This window comes from Furfurilactobacillus sp. WILCCON 0119, assembly GCF_053471565.1.
On the sequence record NZ_JBPCCV010000002.1, the window covers coordinates 36,331 to 54,834 of the forward strand.

General features: G+C 49.1%; 14 protein-coding genes and 1 pseudogene. All 15 read right to left on the minus strand.

The window, feature by feature from the left end:
• Window positions 1-8: 8 nt before the first annotated feature.
• A complete protein-coding gene (locus ACRYI5_RS03700; protein WP_448224333.1) occupies window positions 9-947 on the minus strand; it encodes a DHH family phosphoesterase in 939 nt (312 codons plus the stop codon).
• Window positions 948-1,051: 104 nt separating this feature from the next.
• Window positions 1,052-2,191: a DNA polymerase IV gene (gene dinB, locus ACRYI5_RS03705; RefSeq protein ID WP_448224334.1), complete on the minus strand. Its 1,140-nt coding sequence runs from the start codon at window positions 2,189-2,191 to the stop codon at window positions 1,052-1,054.
• A 184-nt stretch (window positions 2,192-2,375) separates the two neighbouring features.
• Window positions 2,376-2,798, minus strand: a complete 423-nt coding sequence (gene yajC / locus ACRYI5_RS03710) for a preprotein translocase subunit YajC (protein WP_407879753.1) — start codon at window positions 2,796-2,798, stop codon at window positions 2,376-2,378.
• An 83-nt stretch (window positions 2,799-2,881) separates the two neighbouring features.
• The gene (gene ruvB / locus ACRYI5_RS03715) at window positions 2,882-3,883 is read right to left on the minus strand and encodes a Holliday junction branch migration DNA helicase RuvB (RefSeq protein ID WP_448224335.1); all 1,002 of its coding nucleotides are present in this window, start codon (window positions 3,881-3,883) and stop codon (window positions 2,882-2,884) included.
• Window positions 3,884-3,919: 36 nt separating this feature from the next.
• On the minus strand, window positions 3,920-4,513 hold the full coding sequence (gene ruvA, locus ACRYI5_RS03720) for a Holliday junction branch migration protein RuvA (RefSeq protein ID WP_448224336.1): 594 nt from the start codon (window positions 4,511-4,513) through the stop codon (window positions 3,920-3,922).
• 11 nt (window positions 4,514-4,524) lie between these two features.
• A complete protein-coding gene (gene mutL / locus ACRYI5_RS03725; RefSeq protein ID WP_448224337.1) occupies window positions 4,525-6,555 on the minus strand; it encodes a DNA mismatch repair endonuclease MutL in 2,031 nt (676 codons plus the stop codon).
• Between the two features lie 38 nt (window positions 6,556-6,593).
• Window positions 6,594-9,203 carry a DNA mismatch repair protein MutS gene (mutS, locus tag ACRYI5_RS03730; protein WP_448224338.1) on the minus strand — a complete coding sequence of 870 codons (2,610 nt, stop codon included), beginning with the start codon at window positions 9,201-9,203 and terminating at the stop codon, window positions 6,594-6,596.
• 215 nt (window positions 9,204-9,418) lie between these two features.
• Window positions 9,419-10,906 (minus strand): annotated as a pseudogene (gene rny / locus ACRYI5_RS03735) (ribonuclease Y); the annotation flags it as partial.
• A 204-nt stretch (window positions 10,907-11,110) separates the two neighbouring features.
• Window positions 11,111-11,887, minus strand: a complete 777-nt coding sequence (locus tag ACRYI5_RS03740; protein WP_448224339.1) for a hypothetical protein — start codon at window positions 11,885-11,887, stop codon at window positions 11,111-11,113.
• Window positions 11,877-12,734, minus strand: coding sequence for an ATP-binding cassette domain-containing protein (locus ACRYI5_RS03745; protein ID WP_407879762.1), 858 nt, complete (start codon window positions 12,732-12,734; stop codon window positions 11,877-11,879). Before ACRYI5_RS03745 ends, ACRYI5_RS03740 begins: the two co-directional genes overlap by 11 nt.
• Window positions 12,715-13,101: a GntR family transcriptional regulator gene (locus tag ACRYI5_RS03750; RefSeq protein WP_407879763.1), complete on the minus strand. Its 387-nt coding sequence runs from the start codon at window positions 13,099-13,101 to the stop codon at window positions 12,715-12,717. The genes ACRYI5_RS03745 and ACRYI5_RS03750 overlap by 20 nt, the downstream gene beginning before the upstream one ends.
• 91 nt (window positions 13,102-13,192) lie before the next feature.
• Complete coding sequence (locus tag ACRYI5_RS03755; protein ID WP_448224340.1) at window positions 13,193-14,992, minus strand: FtsX-like permease family protein; 1,800 nt, start codon at window positions 14,990-14,992, stop codon at window positions 13,193-13,195.
• 11 nt (window positions 14,993-15,003) lie between these two features.
• Window positions 15,004-15,762, minus strand: a complete 759-nt coding sequence (locus ACRYI5_RS03760) for an ABC transporter ATP-binding protein (RefSeq protein WP_407879766.1) — start codon at window positions 15,760-15,762, stop codon at window positions 15,004-15,006.
• Window positions 15,763-15,971: 209 nt separating this feature from the next.
• Entirely contained in the window at window positions 15,972-17,036 is a 1,065-nt protein-coding gene (gene recA / locus ACRYI5_RS03765) for a recombinase RecA (RefSeq protein ID WP_448224341.1), read from the minus strand.
• Between the two features lie 90 nt (window positions 17,037-17,126).
• Window positions 17,127-18,377 carry a competence/damage-inducible protein A gene (locus tag ACRYI5_RS03770; protein WP_448224342.1) on the minus strand — a complete coding sequence of 417 codons (1,251 nt, stop codon included), beginning with the start codon at window positions 18,375-18,377 and terminating at the stop codon, window positions 17,127-17,129.
• Window positions 18,378-18,504 lie beyond the last annotated feature (127 nt).

Here is an 18,504-nt window from a genome sequence, read left to right on the forward strand (position 1 = left end):
GTTTCTCCTTATTGGGCGCTTGTTAAGGCTTCTAGTTGGCTAATGATTGTTTGAACTTCAGCTTTATCTTTCGCCTTCGCACCACTGGCAAGCGGATGGCCGCCACCGTTGTGTTGCCGGGCCAACCCGTTGATCACGGGACCCTTGGACCGTAAACGAACCCGATAACTGTGGTCGTCTTGTTCCTCAAAAATGGCCCAGGCCCGCACTGAATCAATCTTTCCTGGCATCGGAACTAAGCTTGCAGTTCCGGCGTCACCAAGGTCAAACGACTGAATTGTTTCCGCGCTTAACACAACGTGCGCTGCACCACTCGCCGTGATCTCCAGGTGCTCATAGAGGTATGCCGATAACCGTGCGACTGGCACTGGCATTTCATCTTCCAATTGGTTGACGGCCACGGCATCGATCCCCGTGTCCATCAGTTGCGCAGCCACGCGCATGGTCGTCGGGGTCGTATCGGAGTAAAGGAACCGCCCGGTATCCCCAACGATGCCCGCGTACAGTGACCGGGCAGCCGTTGCGTCAATCGTTAAGTCAAACCGGTTTGCAAAGGCCACAACCATTTCTGAGGTGCTGGAGGCTTGGTCATCCACCCAGCTAAGATCACCAAACGGATCGTCATCTGGATGGTGATCAATTTTCACAACTTCCCGACCGTCACGCCACCGTTGGTCATCCACCCGCGGTTCGTTTGCCGTGTCGAGGATCAAAATCAGTGCTTGGTCAAATTGTGAATCAGCCACCTGGTCCATTTCAGCTAACCAGGCCAAACCAGGAACCTGCTTTCCAACGATATAAATCTTCTTTTCAGGATAAGCAACCTGCAAAATCCGGGCAAGGCCTGCCTGTGCCCCGACGGCATCTGGATCAGGTCGTTGATGTCTGTGAATGATGATAATGCGGTTGCGATTAATATCGTCAAAAATTGCTTTTTGCACGTCCATGGTTTTTGGCCCCTCTTCTCGCTACAAGTCTCGTACATGCCAGTATAACGGACATTGTGCGTAAATACAAAGCCTCACAGCGATATCTATGGACCATAATCCGGTTAAAATGCGCGTGAAGACGCCGAAGTAAATAGTGGTAACGTCATATTTTCAAAAGAAAGTGGATCTAAATTTGTCATCGTAATTCCTAGCAACCGGACGCTCGCTGCTAAATCAGCTGTTTCGTCGAACAATTCTTTTGCCGTTTCATAAATGATGTCAGCCGAATTTTCAAAAAATTCAGTTTGCGTTCGCCGCCTGGTAACCGTATTGAACTCAGCATCACGGACCTTCAGGACGATGGTTTTTCCGTGCCGTTGCCGGCTAACCAGGTGTTCCACCAGTTCGGTTGCCAATAATTGTAACTGTGTCTCAACATCCGCTTCATTGGTGATCAGGGTATCGTAAGTTTCTTCACGCCCAATGGATTTACGTTCCCGTTGCCACTCCACCGGTCGGTCATCACTCCCCCGAACGTGACGATATAACGCATAGCCCAGTTTGCCAAAATGTTGAATGAGTTCCGGCTCCGAATGTTTTAATAGATCCGCCCCGGTCATAATGCCCAGGTCGTGCATCTTTGGAACCGTCTTTTTTCCTACACCACGAAATTTTTCAATGGGCAACGGGGCGAGGAAGGTCTCGGCGTCTCCTGGTAAGACAACGGTAACGCCCACTGGTTTTGCATAGTCAGAGGCGAGCTTCGCTAAGAATTTATTGTACGAAATTCCCGTTGAACACGTTAAATGAACCGTTTCAAAAATTTGCGCCTGGAGCTGATGCGCAAGGGCCACAGCGGACTCGATGCCCTGCTTATTGGTCGTCACATCAAGGTACGCTTCATCAAACGCAATCGGCTCAATGTGATCCGTATACTGATGAAAAATTTCGTGAATTTGTGCAGAGACCGCCCGATACTTGGGAAAATCCGGCCGTTTAAAGACAGCCTTGGGCGCCAATTTTCTAGCTTCCTGTGCGCTCATCGCAGAATGAACACCTAGTTTACGGGCGACATAATTCGCCGTTGTCACGACGCCGTGTCCACCGGTCTCCCGTGGATCACGCGCAATGACTAGTGCTTGCTGCTTAAACTCGGGGTGGTCACGGACTTCAATAGAGGCATAAAACGCGTCCATATCCACATGAATAATTTTCCGACTGGCATCCACAACTAGTGGAACCTGCATTAACGTCTGCGCCATGAGTCACCCCTCCTTTTTTCCACTATTTAGTTTACAGTTTATCAAACATATGTTCGCAATAACAGCAAAAACACCGTCCTTCCGCCACTTTATTCTCAATAAATAAAACCGACGGAGAATCCCCATCCACATGAGGGTCTCCGTCGGTTTTATAACTTCACATCGCCATTAAATGGACAAATGATTAGTCTTTTGGTGCTTCTGATTCAGCAGCACTTGTTGCTTCTGAAGTTGCACTTGTTGCGGCGCTCGCTGCTTCTGAGCTTGCACTGCTCATTGGTGCTGCGGCAGCACTCGTCGTTGCTGCTGGCGTTTCTACGTGGTGAATTGACTGTAAGTCAAACACTAAGTAAATGCCGTCAGCATCGATCGTCACTGTCTTCTTTGTTTCGTCAAGTGCGTCAATAACACCGTGTAACCCACCAATCGTCACCACGTGATCCCCAACGTGAATCCCGTTCATCATTTCTTTACGTTGATCTTGTTGCTTCCGGTTTGGCCGCATAATAAAGAAATAAAAGATCCCCACGAAAAGGACAATCATGATGATTGTACTCCACATGTTGTTTTGCCCGCTCTTAGCGGCTGCTGCTAATAAACTTGTCAATTTCTCCACCTCATTCAAATAGATTCCTTAATGTACTGTACCAGACTTAACGAAGGTTGCCAAATGGAATTCGGCAATTAATTTCAGTCTGGAGCGGGAATGTGCAGGTGCTCATACCCGGCTGATGTCACCATTCTGCCCCGGGGCGTCCGTTTAATGAGCCCCGTTTGTAATAAGTACGGTTCGTACACTTCGGCGATGGTATCCGCTTCCTCACCAATGTTGGCCGCAAGGGTCGTTAACCCAACGGGCCCCCCGTTGTAAAAGTCGATCATCGTGTTCAATAGTTTGATGTCCACTTCATCCAGTCCCAACTCATCCACCCCAAGAACACGGAGCGCATGGTCGACAATTGGCGCATCAATGGCAGCACTCCCATCAACCTCCGCAAAATCACGAACCCGTTTTAATAACCGGTTGGCGATCCGGGGGGTTCCCCGTGAGCGGCGGGCAATTTCATGGGCGCCTGCCTTCACGATGTTACTGGCCAAAATGTTGGCCGACCGTAACGTGATCTCCTCTAGGTCAGCCGTCGTGTAGTAGTTCATGTGTTCGACGATGCCAAACCGATCTCGCAATGGCGCAGATAGCAAGCCAGCCCGGGTGGTTGCCCCAATCAAGGTAAATGGTGGCAACGGAAAGTGAACCGGATGGGCAGTTGGTCCCTGGCCCACAACAATATCCACGAAGAAATCTTCCATTGCAGAATACAACATTTCTTCCACCACTTTTGGTAACCGGTGGATTTCATCAATGAATAAAATGTCGCCAGGCTGTAATTCGTTTAACAACGCAATGATGTCACCGGGCCGTTCAATGGCCGGGCCACTCGTTGTCTTAATGTTGACCTGCATTTCATTTGCAATCACCATGGCCAACGTCGTTTTCCCCAGTCCGGGTGGGCCGTACAGTAACACGTGGTCCAGTGACTCTTCCCGTGCATTTGCTGCCGTAATGTAGACCGTGAGTTGCTCCTTCACCGTATCTTGACCGATGTACTGCGCCAAGGTCGTTGGTCGAAGCGACCGTTCTAGCGACGCTTCCTGCTCACTAACCGGTTCATTCGACATCACTTCATCATCCATCTTGTCACTCACCTCCTCAACCATTATTTACCATCATTAACGCGTTAATAACGACAGGGCCGCACTTAAGTACTGGTCTGTCGACTTGGCGCTCATGGTCGTTAATTGTTTTTCGACTTTTTTCACTTCTGCTGCACTGTATCCGAGTGCCGTCAGAGCTGCCAATGCATCTGTTAAGGCCTGCGATGTCGTTGGGGCAACTTCCAGATCAAGTTGGCCTGGCAACGCCCCAAGATCACTCAGCTTTCCTTGTAGGTCCAGCACAATTTGTTGCGCTGTCTTCTTCCCAATGCCAGGGAACTTCGTTAAAAAGGCCACGTCGTTATTTTCAATGGCGGCCACTAGGCCACTGTGGTCTTCGTTAGCAAGGATGGCCAGCGCACTTTTGGGCCCGATGCCAGAAACATTGAGTAACTTCAAAAACAGCCGCTTTTCATCCTCGTCAACAAACCCAAACAGGTTCATCTCTGTGTCACGAATAACCTGGTGGACGTAGATCTGAACCCCCTCGTCACCCTCGTGAAAGCGGTAGGGGTTCGCCGTTTGAATCAGGTACCCCACCCCATTTACATCGAGGACAACGTATGCAGGTGTTACGGCATTAACCGTTCCCCGTAAATATTCAAACATTTGTGTGCCTCCTAAAATTCGTGATCATCAAATTCAGACCAGGCTTCATGACTATCCTGAATCCGTTTAAACATTTTTTCCATATCTGCGTTCGTAAAGTGGACGACCACTGGCCGACCATGAGGACAGTTAAACGGATTTTGCGTTTGGGCTAAGTCATGCAAGAGCGCTTTGGCGTGCCGATCATCAAGGTGATGATTGGCCTTGATCGACCGTTTACAACTCATCATGATGGCCGTTTTTTCACGGAACTTGGCCACCGTCAGCCCACCATCCGTTAACACCCAATCCACCATTTCACGAACCGTGCTCTCTTCCTGCCCTGAGACAAACCACGTTGGGTGTTGCCGGACAATGAAACTGTTAGCGCCAAACGGTTCAAGGATCAGTCCTAATGACCGTAATTCATCCGCAGCATCCCTAATTTTCAAGGCATCACTCACCGGATAATCCAAAACAATCGGTACCAACAAGCTTTGAAGGTCGTCGCTTACCTCACCGATCTTCACTCGGTAATATTCATACTTGATCCGTTCCTGAGCAGCGTGTTGATCAACTAAGTATAACCCGTCAGCGGCCTGCGCAAACAAAAATGTGCCGTGCATTTGACCAATGTACATCAGTTCTGGAAACCGTGGCTGCGTTGTCGTTGGTTCCGCCACTTCGGGAACCATTTCGAGGCGCTCACTTGGCACCGCAACGGCAGGGGCATCCTCGTTTGCAAACGGTGCGGGCATCGTCTGGGCCTCATAACGCGCATCAAACGCCGTCATCGACGCACTGGTCATGTCATCGCGTTGATGGATCACCACAGGGGCTAACGCCTGGGTTGGGAGCGCGTCAGGTAACGATGGCGCCTGCTCCTCAGGTAACGCCACTGCTTCATCAGCCGGCGCTGGCATACTTGTGGCAGCTTGCACCGTTTTTTGTGGCTGTGCGTAAGTCACGTTAATCCGCGCATCGTGAATGGTCGAGGCCTGTGTCAACTGCTCGCCCAGTGCCACCGGATCCACCGTTTGTTCCCCGTGTAAATTTTGATAGGCATCCGGAATCAAGTTTTCCGTTGCCAGCCGGTTGTAAACTGCTTTATCGATCAGGTCAGCCAGTTGTGGTTCTTTACTCAACCGAACTTCCTGTTTTGTCGGGTGAACGTTTACATCCACCAGCAGTGGATCCATCGTTAAGTTTAGAACCGCGATGGGATAACGCCCAACCATGAGCTTTGAGCCATACCCTTTGATCAACGCCTTCGTCAGTTGAAAGTTTTTAATCGCCCGACCGTTGATCAGCACTGAAATGTAGTTTCGTGAGGCCCGCGTCAATTCTGGAAGGGCAACAAAACCCGTCAGTTGAAAATCCGCGTCTTCTGCCTGAATGGCAACCATTTTCCGGGCCGTTTGAACTCCATAAATCCCGGCAATGACCTGTTGCAGATCACCACGCCCCGCCGTTTTCGTTAATTCACGCCCGTTATGCCGTAAACTAAATGCAATTTCCGGGTGCCCCAGGGCCAACCGGTTAACCGTATCAACGATATTGGCTAGTTCCGTTTGTGGCGACTTTAGGTACTTTAACCGCGCTGGTGTATTAAAGAACAGGTCACTAACCGTAACCTCTGTCCCCGGCCGGGACGCGCCTGATGTATGGCTTAGGATCTCGCCACCCTTAACGTGGATTTCACTACCGGCACCACGCCCCGTCGCCGTTTTTAACCACACGTCGGCGACTGACGCAATACTTGGCAACGCTTCACCTCGAAATCCTAATGAGTGAACCCGAAATAGATCCTCACGTGACGTAATCTTACTGGTTGCATGCCGTGAAAATGCAAGCTCAACATCTTCATCGTCAATTCCTTGACCGTCATCCACAATTTGAATGGACTTTAAGCCGGCCTCTTCAATCAGAATATCAATGGTGGTTGCCTTAGCGTCCACCGCATTTTCAACCAATTCTTTAACGACTGAAGCAGGTCGTTCTACCACTTCACCAGCAGCAATTTGATCCGCCAAAATCGTTGGTAGTTCATGAATTTTACTCATTATTTAGATCCTCTCCGATTCGTTATTAACAAACCGGCTTACTTTAATTGTTGCTGAATTTCATAAAATTTATTCATCACGTCCATCGGTGTCATCGCCATCAGGTTCATTTGTTTCAATTCAGCGATGACCGCTGCAACCGTCGGATCTTCGCTGGCCGTGTCAAACAAGGCCAACTGTTCGTTTGCTGCCGGTTGATCAGACACGGGCGCTTCACTTAATGGTTGCTCAACGTCCACCGGCGTTGGCGTCTCGCCTGCCTGCGCCTCTAACTGCGTCAAAATCGTGCCTGCCCGGGTCAACAGGTTTGTTGGCATCCCGGCTAGTTTGGCAACGTGAATCCCGTAAGATTTATCGGCAGGTCCCGGTTGAATCTGGTGAAGAAAGACCAGCTGGCCATGTTCTTCCACCGCACCCACGTGCACGTTTTTCAGCGCTGCTAACGACTCTTCAAGCGCCGTTAGTTCATGATAATGCGTGCTGAACAACGTCTTTGCATGAACATGATCGTGCACATATTCAATAATTGCCTGAGCGAGCGCCATCCCATCATACGTCGCAGTTCCACGGCCAATTTCGTCAAACAAAATTAAGCTGTTCGCCGTGGCGTTCATCAACGCAGCGTTGGCTTCTTGCATCTCGACCATAAACGTCGAGTTTCCAGAAATCAGGTCATCCGCCGCACCAATACGCGTAAAAATTTGGTCAAAAACGGGCATCGTTGCTGCTTTCGCCGGGACAAAACACCCAATTTGTGCCATCACCACGGTTAGTGCGAGTTGGCGCATGTACGTACTCTTCCCGGACATGTTTGGCCCGGTAATCAGCAGAATTTCCGTGTCATCCGGCATCCGGACGTCATTTGGTACATACTCTTGCTTGCCCAAGACCTTTTCGACAACCGGGTGCCGCCCCGCTTCAATTTCAAGGTCATGCGCCGTGGTCAGCGTTGGCCGAACAAACCGGTAATCTTCTGAAACGACTGCAAAACTTTGTAAAACATCCAGACTGGCAACCGCTTTTGCTAACCGTTGAAGCCGCTCAATGGCGTCTTTAACAACGTTGCGAACCTTCGTAAACAGCTGATATTCCAGTGCTGTGGATTTATCCTGCGCTTCTAAAATCAACGTCTCTTTTTCTTTCAACTCCGGCGTTGAGAACCGCTCAGCATTGGTCAACGTTTGCTTGCGTTCATAACGATCCGCCGGAAGCTTCGCCAAGTTCGCTTTCGTCACTTCGATGTAATAGCCAAAGACCCGGTTATAGCCAATCTTCAACGTGCTGATCCCGGTGGCCGCCCGTTCCTTTGCTTCTAACGCCGCGATCCACTGCTTTCCGTTCTTCATGGCGTCACGGTAGGCATCCAACTGTTCGTTATAGCCATCCTTGATCACACCACCATCCGTGACGCCAATTGGTGGTTCGTCCATGATGGCCCGTTCAATCAAATCAGCCACATCGTCAACGGGATCAAGATCCGTTACAAGCGAACCAAAAATCGTCTGATCCAGTTCAGCCAACACGTACTTCAACTTTGGAATTTGCAATAACGACGTTTTTAACTGAATCAAGTCACGCCCATTTACACTCCCAAACGCCACCCGGCCGGCTAACCGTTCCAGGTCGTAGACCTTCACCAGCTCTTCTTGTAGACTTGCCCGTTCAAAGTAGTGTGTCAACAACTCAGCCACCTTATCTTGCCGCGCCTGAATGTCCGTTAGTGATAAGAGTGGCCGGTCGATCCATTGTTTCAACAAACGGCCACCCATGGCTGTCTTTGTTTCATCCAACAACCACAATAACGTGCCCGATTTCTTGCCCGTTCGACTATTGATGACCAGTTCAAGGTTTCTCTTGGCGTGGTGATCCATCTTAAGAAAATAGGAGGGTTCATACGCCACGGCCCGTTGTAAATGCGCAAGGTCCCGTTTTTGCGTTCCCAATAAATAACTCAGCAACATGGTCACGGCTGCGACCTTTGTATGATCGTCTAACCCCTGGGTTACAAAACTTACCTCAGCGTTCGCCATCATGTTCGTTTGGTGAGACACCAAAATCCCTAGTGGTGCAAACCCCGTTAACGCATCATCCGTCAGGGTATCGTCCACCACGACCTCTTTTGCTTCCACAGCCATGACTTCGTTCATCACAGCCGCAATCGTAGTCAACGTTGCTGTTTGGACTTCACCGGTAGACACATCCGCGTAAGCAAAACCATACTGGTCACCTTGTTTGGTAACGCCAGCAAGGTAATTGTTTTGCTTGGCGCCCTTCACACCAGTGGCCATCCGCGTGCCTGGCGTGATCAATTGGATGACATCCCGCTTAACCATGCCCTTAGCAACCGTTGGATCTTCTAACTGTTCACAGATGGCCACTTTATCCCCGTGGTCCACCAAAATATCAATGTAATTTTGAACCGCATGGTGCGGCACACCACACATCGGGATTGGATCTGCCGCATTATGATTTCTGGCTGTTAACGTCAACTCTAATAACTGTGAGCCCTTCACTGCGTCGTCATTAAACAGCTCATAAAAATCTCCGATTCGATAAAACAAGAAGGCGTCTGGATATTGATCCTTGATGGCCTGATACTGCTTCATCATCGGCGTTTCCATACTTTCTTGAGCCGACTTTTTTGCCATGTGTTCAAACCCCTTTTTCTTCGTTTGTTAATCCTTAAAGCACAGCCCAAACGGATGCTTTAACTCGTTAACCACTTGATTGCAATGTCATAATTTTACCATTTTTTAGCTGGACTGTCTGGTCTCACCACACTGTGCGTAACCACAGCAACATAAAAGAACGACACCCCCACTGCCGCTAAGCAATGTGAGTGCCGTTCAATGATTAATCGTGACTACTTGGCGTATTCAACCGCCCGTGTTTCACGAATAACGGTCACCTTAATGTGACCTGGATACTCAAGATCATTTTCAATTTCGTTCTTAACGTCCCGTGCAATGACGGTCGCTTGCAGATCATCAACGTCTTGTGGTTTAACGATGACCCGCACTTCACGACCAGCTTGAATGGCATAACTATGTGACACACCATCATGCTGGTTCGCGATTTCTTCCAACTGCTTCAACCGTTGAATGTAGTTTTCCAACGATTCAGACCGGGCACCCGGCCGGGCAGAGGAAATTGCGTCCGCTGCGCCGACGAGCACCGCGATGATGGATGTTGGTTCCACATCTCCGTGGTGAGAAGCAATTGTGTTAATAATAACTGGGTTTTCATGGTACTTCGTTGCCAATTCAACCCCTAGTTCAACGTGAGACCCCTCAACTTCGTGGTCCACGGCCTTGCCAATATCGTGTAATAATCCTGCGCGCTTCGCCAGCGCAACATCCTCACCAAGTTCAGCAGCCATCACAGCTGTGAGCTTTGCGACTTCAATGGAATGGTTCAAAACATTTTGACCATAACTCGTCCGGTAATTCATCCGACCAATTGTCTTAATTAAATCTGGATTCATGGACCGAATGCCCAAATCAAAGACGGTTTGTTCACCAATTTCACGGATTTTTTCATCCATTTCCTTACGTGCTTTTTCAACCATTTCTTCAATTCGTGCAGGGTGGATCCGGCCGTCAGCGATGAGTTTTTCCAACGCTAACTTTGCAATTTCACGCCGAACGGGATCAAACCCACTCAGCACAACCGCTTCCGGTGTATCGTCAATGATCAAATCGATTCCGGTTAAGGTCTCTAAGGTCCGAATGTTCCGACCTTCACGACCAATAATGCGGCCCTTCATGTCATCATTTGGCAACGTCACAACGGTCACAGTGTTGTCGGAAACAGTGTCCGCAACACTCCGTTGAATTGCCGTTACGATCAGGTTTTTGGCCTCTTTATCAGCCGCCGCCTTGGCTTCTTCTTCACTTTCTTTGATCAGAACGGCTCGCTCATGAGCAAGCTCATCCTTTGTCTCTTTAATAATCAGGTCGCGGGCATCATCTTGTGATAACGCCGCCACCCGTTCAACTTCTTGTTGCCGTCGATCGATGAGGTCTGCTGCTGCTTGCTGTTGCTGTGAAAGCACATCCCGATCACTGGCCAACTTGTCCTCTTTACGAGTTAACTGGGCTTCACGCTTTTCAAACGTGGCGTCCTTGTGGTCTAATGACTCTTCACGCTGCAATAAACGGTCTTCTTGCTTTTGAACTTCCGCACGTCGATCCTTTAATTCATGTTCGACATCCGTCCGGTACTTGTGGTTTTCCTCACGGGCCTCAAGCAAAGCTTCTTTCTTGGCTGTTTTTGCATCCTGATGAGCTTGATCAAGAATGGCCTTAGCAGATTTGTTGGCATTGTCAATATCGCGTTCCTGACGCTTTTTGGCAACTTCAAGTCCACTGTACAGACCGGCAATAATAGCGATGAGCACGAGGATAATAGTGATAATCACCATTGTAAAGTCCCGCCCTTCATCAAAAATGGCTGACCGCAAAGCCAGCCGCAAACTTTTAAAGATGTTAAATTGATTATTTACACAAGTTCAGTTTACTGATAAATCAGCGCCCTGTCAATAAAAGGAACAACCCTACCCCCGACGTAATCGCAAGAGCTGATTAAAGCCGTAACTAATCGCAAGACCAAGGCCGACAAAAACTAAATTTGTCACGATCAAATTCCCCGGATACTGCATTCCGTGGGTTCCGTGAAAACCAAACATCAACCGAACGATTGGTCCCACCCAAGTGTCCATGTAAGAGGTATCGATGCCAGTCATCGCTTTGGCTAACAGTGTTAACATCGCAAGACCCGTGGCACCGCCCGCAACCATGAGAACCATTTTTCCCCGCCAAGCAAACAAACTCATCACGGAGCCAAACACCATTCCAGCGGCCATGACCAGTAACAGCACGCTTAATGAACGGCCCCACTGCCATAACAGCGGTTGAATTCCTGAACCAGCGGCCGAACCAAACAGTGTCTTACCAACGGCCGCATATGAAGTGGCCCCCAACGGAATCGCCACAAATGCCCGGTACATAACCGCTATCAGCGACGCCAGTAAAGCGATTGTGCTTAAACTAGCCACCTTACTTAGCCAGTAAGTCCGCCTTGACAGTCCGTTTTGCATAAAGAGACTGTAGCCCTGATACACCAGCGCCCCCATCGCAAAAATCGCCACCACAAAGTAAAAATCTGGATGTGCCTGCTGGAGCCGGTTTGTGAGTGATGTCATCGTCACCGGTGTTGTCAGACTCTGCAAAACGATTCCGAGCATTCCTAATGCAATTTCAACAAGAATCACGATTCCTAAGAACTGGAGATCCTGCTTTAACCGGTACCGATAGGCCACCTTAAATTTCATGCTCATCCTCCGTTAAAGCCACAAACAGGGCCTGTAGATTCAGTGCCTGTTGGGTTACCGTCGTTGGTAACGTTGGCATTGTTTCAACCATCACGATGGCCGTGGTTTGTTTAGCAAATTGGTGCTGGGCGAGGACGGTGACAGTTTCTAAGATTGGTGCCATCACATCCGCTGGTCCGCTCAGTTGAACGGCCGTTGCCATTAACGTTTCAACCTGCTCGGCCACTTTGATTTTACCATCAGCAATGACCACCACCCCGTTTAAAAGGTGCTCAATTTCTTCAACCAGATGGGTCGAAATAATAAACGTCCGGGGCCGGTCAACATAACTCGCCATGAGCTCATCGTAAAACCGGCTTCGGTGGTTCGCATCCAGCCCCAACACGGGTTCATCCAGTAAAACGTAATCGACTGGTACACACAATGCCACGATGTCCTTAAAAATCGTTCGGTAACCCGTTGAAAGGTTCCGAAAGCGGGCATTCACATCCAAGCCAAACACATTGGCCAACCGGTCAGCATTCTCACGGTCAAACGTTCCGTAAAACTGGGCGGTTAAATCAAATAGTTGTCGCACCCGACGATCACCAGGATATAAGTTATCCTCGCTCATCAAGTATAGCCGTTGTAATTGCTTATCCCGTTCATGGACGGGGGTCCCGTCGATTGTTACCTGACCGCGACTAGCAGGAAGCCGATCTGCAATGATGTTCAGTAGCGTGCTTTTTCCAGCTCCATTACGCCCCAGCAACCCGTAAATCTGGCCGGCTTCAAAATTAAGGTTGATATTTTTTAACCGTGACGTTTTGCCACTGGTCTTACTGATATTAGTTATTGTTAGTGCCATCGTCACGATACCCCCGTTCAATTAATTCAGTGACATCGCCCTGTGTAAGGTCAATGCTTTTGGCCGCGATAATCAGTGGCCGGATTGTTGTTTCATAAAAGCTTCCACGGCGTTTAAGAACAATCCGCTCGCGGGCTCCGTCAAGAACAAACATCCCGAGTCCCCGGCGTTTTTCAATCACCTTATCGGCCACCAAAATGTTCATCCCTTTAAGAACTGTTGCTGGATTGATGTGGAACTCACGCGAAATTTCTGTTGTGGACGGTACCTGTTCACCAGCTCCGTAGCTATTCACTAACACGGCCTCTTCAATTTGCTCGGCCACCTGCAAATAGAGCGGAGTTGTCCCGTCAAAATCAAATTGCATGCGTTTTTCTCCAATATCTTCGTTCATCTGCCTAGGCAATATCTCCAGAATAAGCGATGTTCACTACTTCGTCAATTAACTAGGTGACGGTTTAGGCCGCCAATTGTTCTTCAGGAACAACAATCCGCTCGTACAACCACACAGTGATCAGGTAATACCCGCCGTATAGAATCCAGAAGATCAGCATGGCCCAGCCGGTTGAAGCATACGGATGATACATAAGTGGCTTGAACAATTGTAAACCAAACAGCACGTCGATCATGCCGAGAATCCCGGGAATGAGGTACAAAACGAGCAGTTCACTGCGAATCGCGTGCCGCATTGTCTGCTGACGGACCCCAATGCGATTCAACATGTTGTACCGAATCACATCGTCTGTTGCGCCAGATAAAATCTTGAACATCAAGCAACTTGCTAACATCGCTAAGAAGGCGATCCCGAGGAAGAGCCCCATAAATTCAAGCCCACTAAACAGCGTGTTAAACATGTCATAAGCAGCGTACGCTCCGGCACTCATCCCCGCACTTGTTGGGTAACGTCGTTGTTGTTCCTTGTTTAGGTGTGAAAGTGCCACGCGATCCGCCAACAAGTCACTCACGCGAACAGTCGTCACAGTTTGCGGCGTTGCCGTCAATTTGTTAAAGGCTGATGCTGAAACGATTTGGCGCTTTTGTTGCATCCCGGTCGCCGTTAACCCAATAAAATCTAAATCTGTCAATCCTTGCCGTTTCATCTGAGCTAACGATAATGCTTTGACCGAACCATCATTTTTAGGTTTGCTGGAGACCAGCTGTTCAAATGGTTGATCACGAAACTCTTGTTCATTATAAAAAACAGTATTCCCCACCACTTTTTGCGTATACGTTGCTTTATGCGCCACGTGCAGCTGTTTGATCAACTGCCGCTCACGTGAATTGGGGTTGTTAACTGCCACGGTGTACGCACTTGTCGAAACTGCCATGGTCCCAGACTGCTTATGCAACCCGGTCCCCACGCTCAGTGCACCAAGCGCCATGGCGAATAACAGTGAAACCACCGTCAACATTCGCGTATAACTTTGCAGCCGAAATCTAATTTGCGCCAACGTAAAGTTGTGCAACTGATGGCTGGCAAACGACGTCCGTTTTAACCCTGCAAGAACACTCACACTTCCCGCATGGATCACAAAGTAACTCCCACTTGTAATCGTGATCAACGCCACAAAAATTGCATTGATTTGCAGTTGTCGAATGGCTGTAAACGCCCAGTAACCAACCGCCAGCAATAAAATCCCGGCAATGCTTTCAATAACTAAGAGAACGGGACGAATCCGGCTAACCGTAACCCGTTCATCCGCGTGTAACAATGCCAGCACCGGCGTCCGCAGTAGTTTAATCAAGTTGAACGCTGCTGCAAGGATAAACAAGCCAATGTACAAACACCCAGTACCAATCACCGCCGGCCAGTACAGCGCAGTAAAGTGGTGAACCGTTAAGCCCAGTTGGTGAAATAACATGCCAGCAACCACCGAACTGGCGCCAATCCCGATGACCACACCTAACGCTGTTGAAAGCACCCCAATAATCAACGTTTCGAGTCCGATCAGTTGGCCAATCCGTTGCTTCTTGGCACCCAACATCATGAACAATCCGTAATCATGTTGGCGCATCTTGAGCAGAAATGAGTTGGCGTACCCAATATAAACAACGGTAATCATGGCCAGTAGAATCATCCCAAAAACAAACACTTGGCTCGCCATTGCAATGGTGGTGTTGGCCTTGATGAACGCTTTGTTGGTGGCCAAGTTCATGAACATGTAGAAAATGGCGGCCGACATGACAAGCCCGGTCAAGAGCACTAGGTAGTCCTTAAACCGACTCCGCACACCTGCTAATGATAGTTTTGTTAACATTTTGCCGCCTCCTACCGTTCAAACGTTCCGAGTGCCGTTAAGATCTGTTGATAAAAATCCTGGCGTGACGCCTCACCTTTGCTGAGTTCCTGACCAAGTTGCCCATCCTGCATGAACAGGAGCCGGTCACAGAAACTTGCTGAAAATGGGTCGTGCGTGACCAACAAGACGGAAACATGCTGACGCTGATTGATGTCCGTTAGTAAGCTCATCAGATCCCGCGCGGCGGTTGAGTCCAGTGCTCCAGTGGGTTCATCCCCCATGATGATCGCTGGCTCATGAACAATGGCCCGAGCAGCGGCAACCCGTTGCTTTTGCCCACCAGATAATTCTGCGGGGTACTTGTTCAGCAACGGATCGATCCGCAATGTTTCGGCAACCCGTTGAACGGCTTCATCAATTTTACTTTTGCTAACCCCTTGAAGTGACAGCGGCAACGCAATGTTCTCACGGGCCGTTAAACTTTCTAACAGGTTAAAATCTTGGAAAATGAAGCCAATTTCTTCCGAGCGGAAGTCCGATAACGCGCGCCCCTTGTAATGGCTGATTTCTTTACCGTTAACCTTGACGCTACCGCTAGTCGGTACATCCAACGTTGACAGTAAATTCAACAACGTTGTTTTCCCAGAGCCAGAGGCCCCCATGATCCCGACAAATTCACCGGCTTGGACGGTGAAATCTAATCCCTTTAACACTTCATACTGGTGCGTCTTTTTCTGACCGTATGTTTTCCGCAATTCTGAAACTTCAACGACTGGTGTTGTTTTCATGTTAATAACCTCTTTCGTTATTCAGTTAGTTACTTGTGTAGTTAACCATACATGTAGTGACATATGATGTCAACCCATCATTAGCGCTTTTCATTCAAATTAGCGCCCTTTTCGTCGCGAATACGGTGGTGCTTAACGGTTTAACGCACCGCGTTTACAAAAAAAACGCGACCAGTTATTTTCATAACTAGTCGCGCTCACGTTACTATTTAAACATCAAGATCAGTGGTGTCACCATCGGTCTTTGGTGCCTCAGTTGCTGAATCATCCTCAGCGTCACCATCCATGTTGTAGGCCTTACGAACCTTATCATGAATCTCCTGACGCATTGCTGCGTGTTCTGGGTCTTCCAGATAAGCCTTAACGTTTTCACGTCCTTGGCCGATCCGTTCACCATCGTATGAATACCACGCACCTGACTTATCAACGATATCTTTATCCACAGCCATGTCCAACAATTCACCTGACTGTGAAATTCCCTTACCGTACATAATGTCCACTTCAGCCACCCGGAATGGTGAAGCCACTTTGTTCTTCACAACCTTGATCCGGGTCCGGTTCCCCATGACTTCCGTGCCATCTTTAATTTGTTCAGCACGACGAACTTCAAGCCGAATGGTTGAGTAAAACTTCAGGGCCCGACCACCAGGGGTGGTTTCCGGGTTCCCAAACATAACCCCAACCTTTTCACGAATTTGGTTAATGAAAATGGCAATGGTCTTCGTCTTGTTGATGGTTCCAGATAACTTCCGGAGGGCTTGTGACATCAACCGTGCCTGTAACCCAACGTGCGCGTCACCCATTTCACCTTCGATTTCGGCGCGGGGCACCAAGGCAGCGACGGAATCAATCACTACGATATCAATGGCACCAGAAGAAACCAAGGCATCCGTAATTTCCAACCCTTGTTCACCAGTATCTGGTTGTGACAGCAACAGATCGTCAACGTTGACCCCGAGGGCTTCGGCATACTGGGCATCCAGGGCGTTTTCAGCATCGATGTAGGCGGCAGTTCCGCCCATCTTTTGGACTTCTGCGACGGCATGCAACGCAATGGTTGTCTTACCAGATGATTCTGGTCCGTACACTTCCACAATCCGACCACGAGGGAAGCCCCCGACACCGAGTGCATCATCAAGCTTCAATGAACCTGACGGAATGGTTGAGATTTGCGTATTGGCATTTTCACCCAACCGCATAATGGAACCTTTACCAAAATTCTTTTCAATTTTCTTTAAGGCAGCGTCGAGCGCTGCTTGACGTGCATCAGCCAAGGGCAGATCCTCCTTCAATGACATAACCTAATGACATTATGATACCGACTCGCGCACCAAATTGCAAGAAAAATCGAACAAAAGTTCGCATTAGTTCGTGTGTTGTGTTGCCCGTAAAATCATGTTTAAACCACTTAAAACAGCGCGCCACCGGTTTAACTGCCGGTCGTCACCAAAGTGAAATTCTTGGGCAATTACCGGTTGATCGCGGTAAGCCAAGCCGATCCACACTGTCCCAGCCGGTTTGTGTTCCAACGGTTCCGGTCCTGCGGCACCAGTAAAGCTGATGCCGATGTCCGTATTAAGCGTTGCCCGTGCCCGAGCAGCCATCTCCTTTGCGGTCGCTTCGCTCACCACGCCGTGTGCATCAATGGTGCGCTGAGAAACGCCCAATAGGTTAGCCTTGGCACTGGCAGCGTAGGTGACAAACCCGCCTGGGAAAATTGCTGAAACACCAGGAATCGTTCCAATCGTACTTTGAAATAAGCCCGCCGTCAGACTTTCGGCCGCCGTTATCGACAGGTTCGCCTTAATCAGCGTGTCGACCACGACCTTCGCCAAACTGTTATCATCGCCATACCCGTAAAAATACTGACCAACCCGGCTTTGAATCGTTTGTTCTAATTGGTCCAGTAATTGACCAACCTCAGCTTCACTTTGCCCACTTGCCGTTAACCGCAACGTCACCTCTGCGTCCTTTGCATAGGTTGCTAACGTTGGGTTTGTTTGCGTCTCAATCAGGTCGTCTAACTCACGGGCTAATGATGCTTCACCGATCCCAAAGAAGCGCAGAACGCGCGATGTGAGGTGCTGCCGTGACTGGTAGGTTTTGACCAACAATGGTTTCGCTTCCCGATCAAACATTTCCATCAGTTCACGCGGTGGTCCAGGAAGCACCAAGTAATCAGCCCAATTAGGTTGGTGGACAAAATCGCCCACGGCCATCCCGTTGTGGTTGGGCAAGACCGTTGCACCATCAATGTACAGTGCTTGCAACCGATCATTATTTCCAAGGGTCCGGCCTGTTCGTTGGTAATGTGCTGCAATCTTTTCAAGTGCTGCCTCATCCACAACCAGCTTGCGACCCAATTGCCGTGCCACAAGTTGCTTCGTTAAGTCATCCTTTGTCGGTCCAAGGCCCCCCATCACAACAACAAGGTCACTTCGCTCCTCTGCCAACGTTAGCGCCGCTGCTAGCCGTTCAGGATTATCCCCAACAACCTGTTGGTCATACACATTGATTCCTAGTTCTGCTAACCCACGAGCAACGTAACTGGCATTGGTATTATCAATTTGGCCCAGTAAGATTTCTGTTCCAACAGCAATAATTTCAGCCTTCATTTCTTCACCACTCCTTACATACGGCAACGAACCGTTTTTATTCGTCACTTCTAGTATAAAACGTTTTTAATTGTTCAGCCCACAATAAAAGCGGTAGCCCACACTTTTCGTGTGGGCTACCGCTTAA

What these genes read in the sequence shown, in the direction of transcription:
- ACRYI5_RS03700 (WP_448224333.1), bottom strand. Translation starts at nt 947, where the DNA reads ATGGACGTGCAAAAAGCAATTTTTGACGATATTAATCGCAACCGCATT.
- dinB (WP_448224334.1), bottom strand. Translation starts at nt 2,191, where the DNA reads ATGGCGCAGACGTTAATGCAGGTTCCACTAGTTGTGGATGCCAGTCGG.
- ruvB (WP_448224335.1), bottom strand. Translation starts at nt 3,883, where the DNA reads ATGGATGATGAAGTGATGTCGAATGAACCGGTTAGTGAGCAGGAAGCG.
- ruvA (WP_448224336.1), bottom strand. Translation starts at nt 4,513, where the DNA reads ATGTTTGAATATTTACGGGGAACGGTTAATGCCGTAACACCTGCATAC.
- mutL (WP_448224337.1), bottom strand. Translation starts at nt 6,555, where the DNA reads ATGAGTAAAATTCATGAACTACCAACGATTTTGGCGGATCAAATTGCT.
- mutS (WP_448224338.1), bottom strand. Translation starts at nt 9,203, where the DNA reads ATGGCAAAAAAGTCGGCTCAAGAAAGTATGGAAACGCCGATGATGAAG.
- ACRYI5_RS03740 (WP_448224339.1), bottom strand. Translation starts at nt 11,887, where the DNA reads ATGAAATTTAAGGTGGCCTATCGGTACCGGTTAAAGCAGGATCTCCAG.
- ACRYI5_RS03745 (WP_407879762.1), bottom strand. Translation starts at nt 12,734, where the DNA reads ATGGCACTAACAATAACTAATATCAGTAAGACCAGTGGCAAAACGTCA.
- ACRYI5_RS03750 (WP_407879763.1), bottom strand. Translation starts at nt 13,101, where the DNA reads ATGCAATTTGATTTTGACGGGACAACTCCGCTCTATTTGCAGGTGGCC.
- ACRYI5_RS03755 (WP_448224340.1), bottom strand. Translation starts at nt 14,992, where the DNA reads ATGTTAACAAAACTATCATTAGCAGGTGTGCGGAGTCGGTTTAAGGAC.
- ACRYI5_RS03760 (WP_407879766.1), bottom strand. Translation starts at nt 15,762, where the DNA reads ATGAAAACAACACCAGTCGTTGAAGTTTCAGAATTGCGGAAAACATAC.
- ACRYI5_RS03770 (WP_448224342.1), bottom strand. Translation starts at nt 18,377, where the DNA reads ATGAAGGCTGAAATTATTGCTGTTGGAACAGAAATCTTACTGGGCCAA.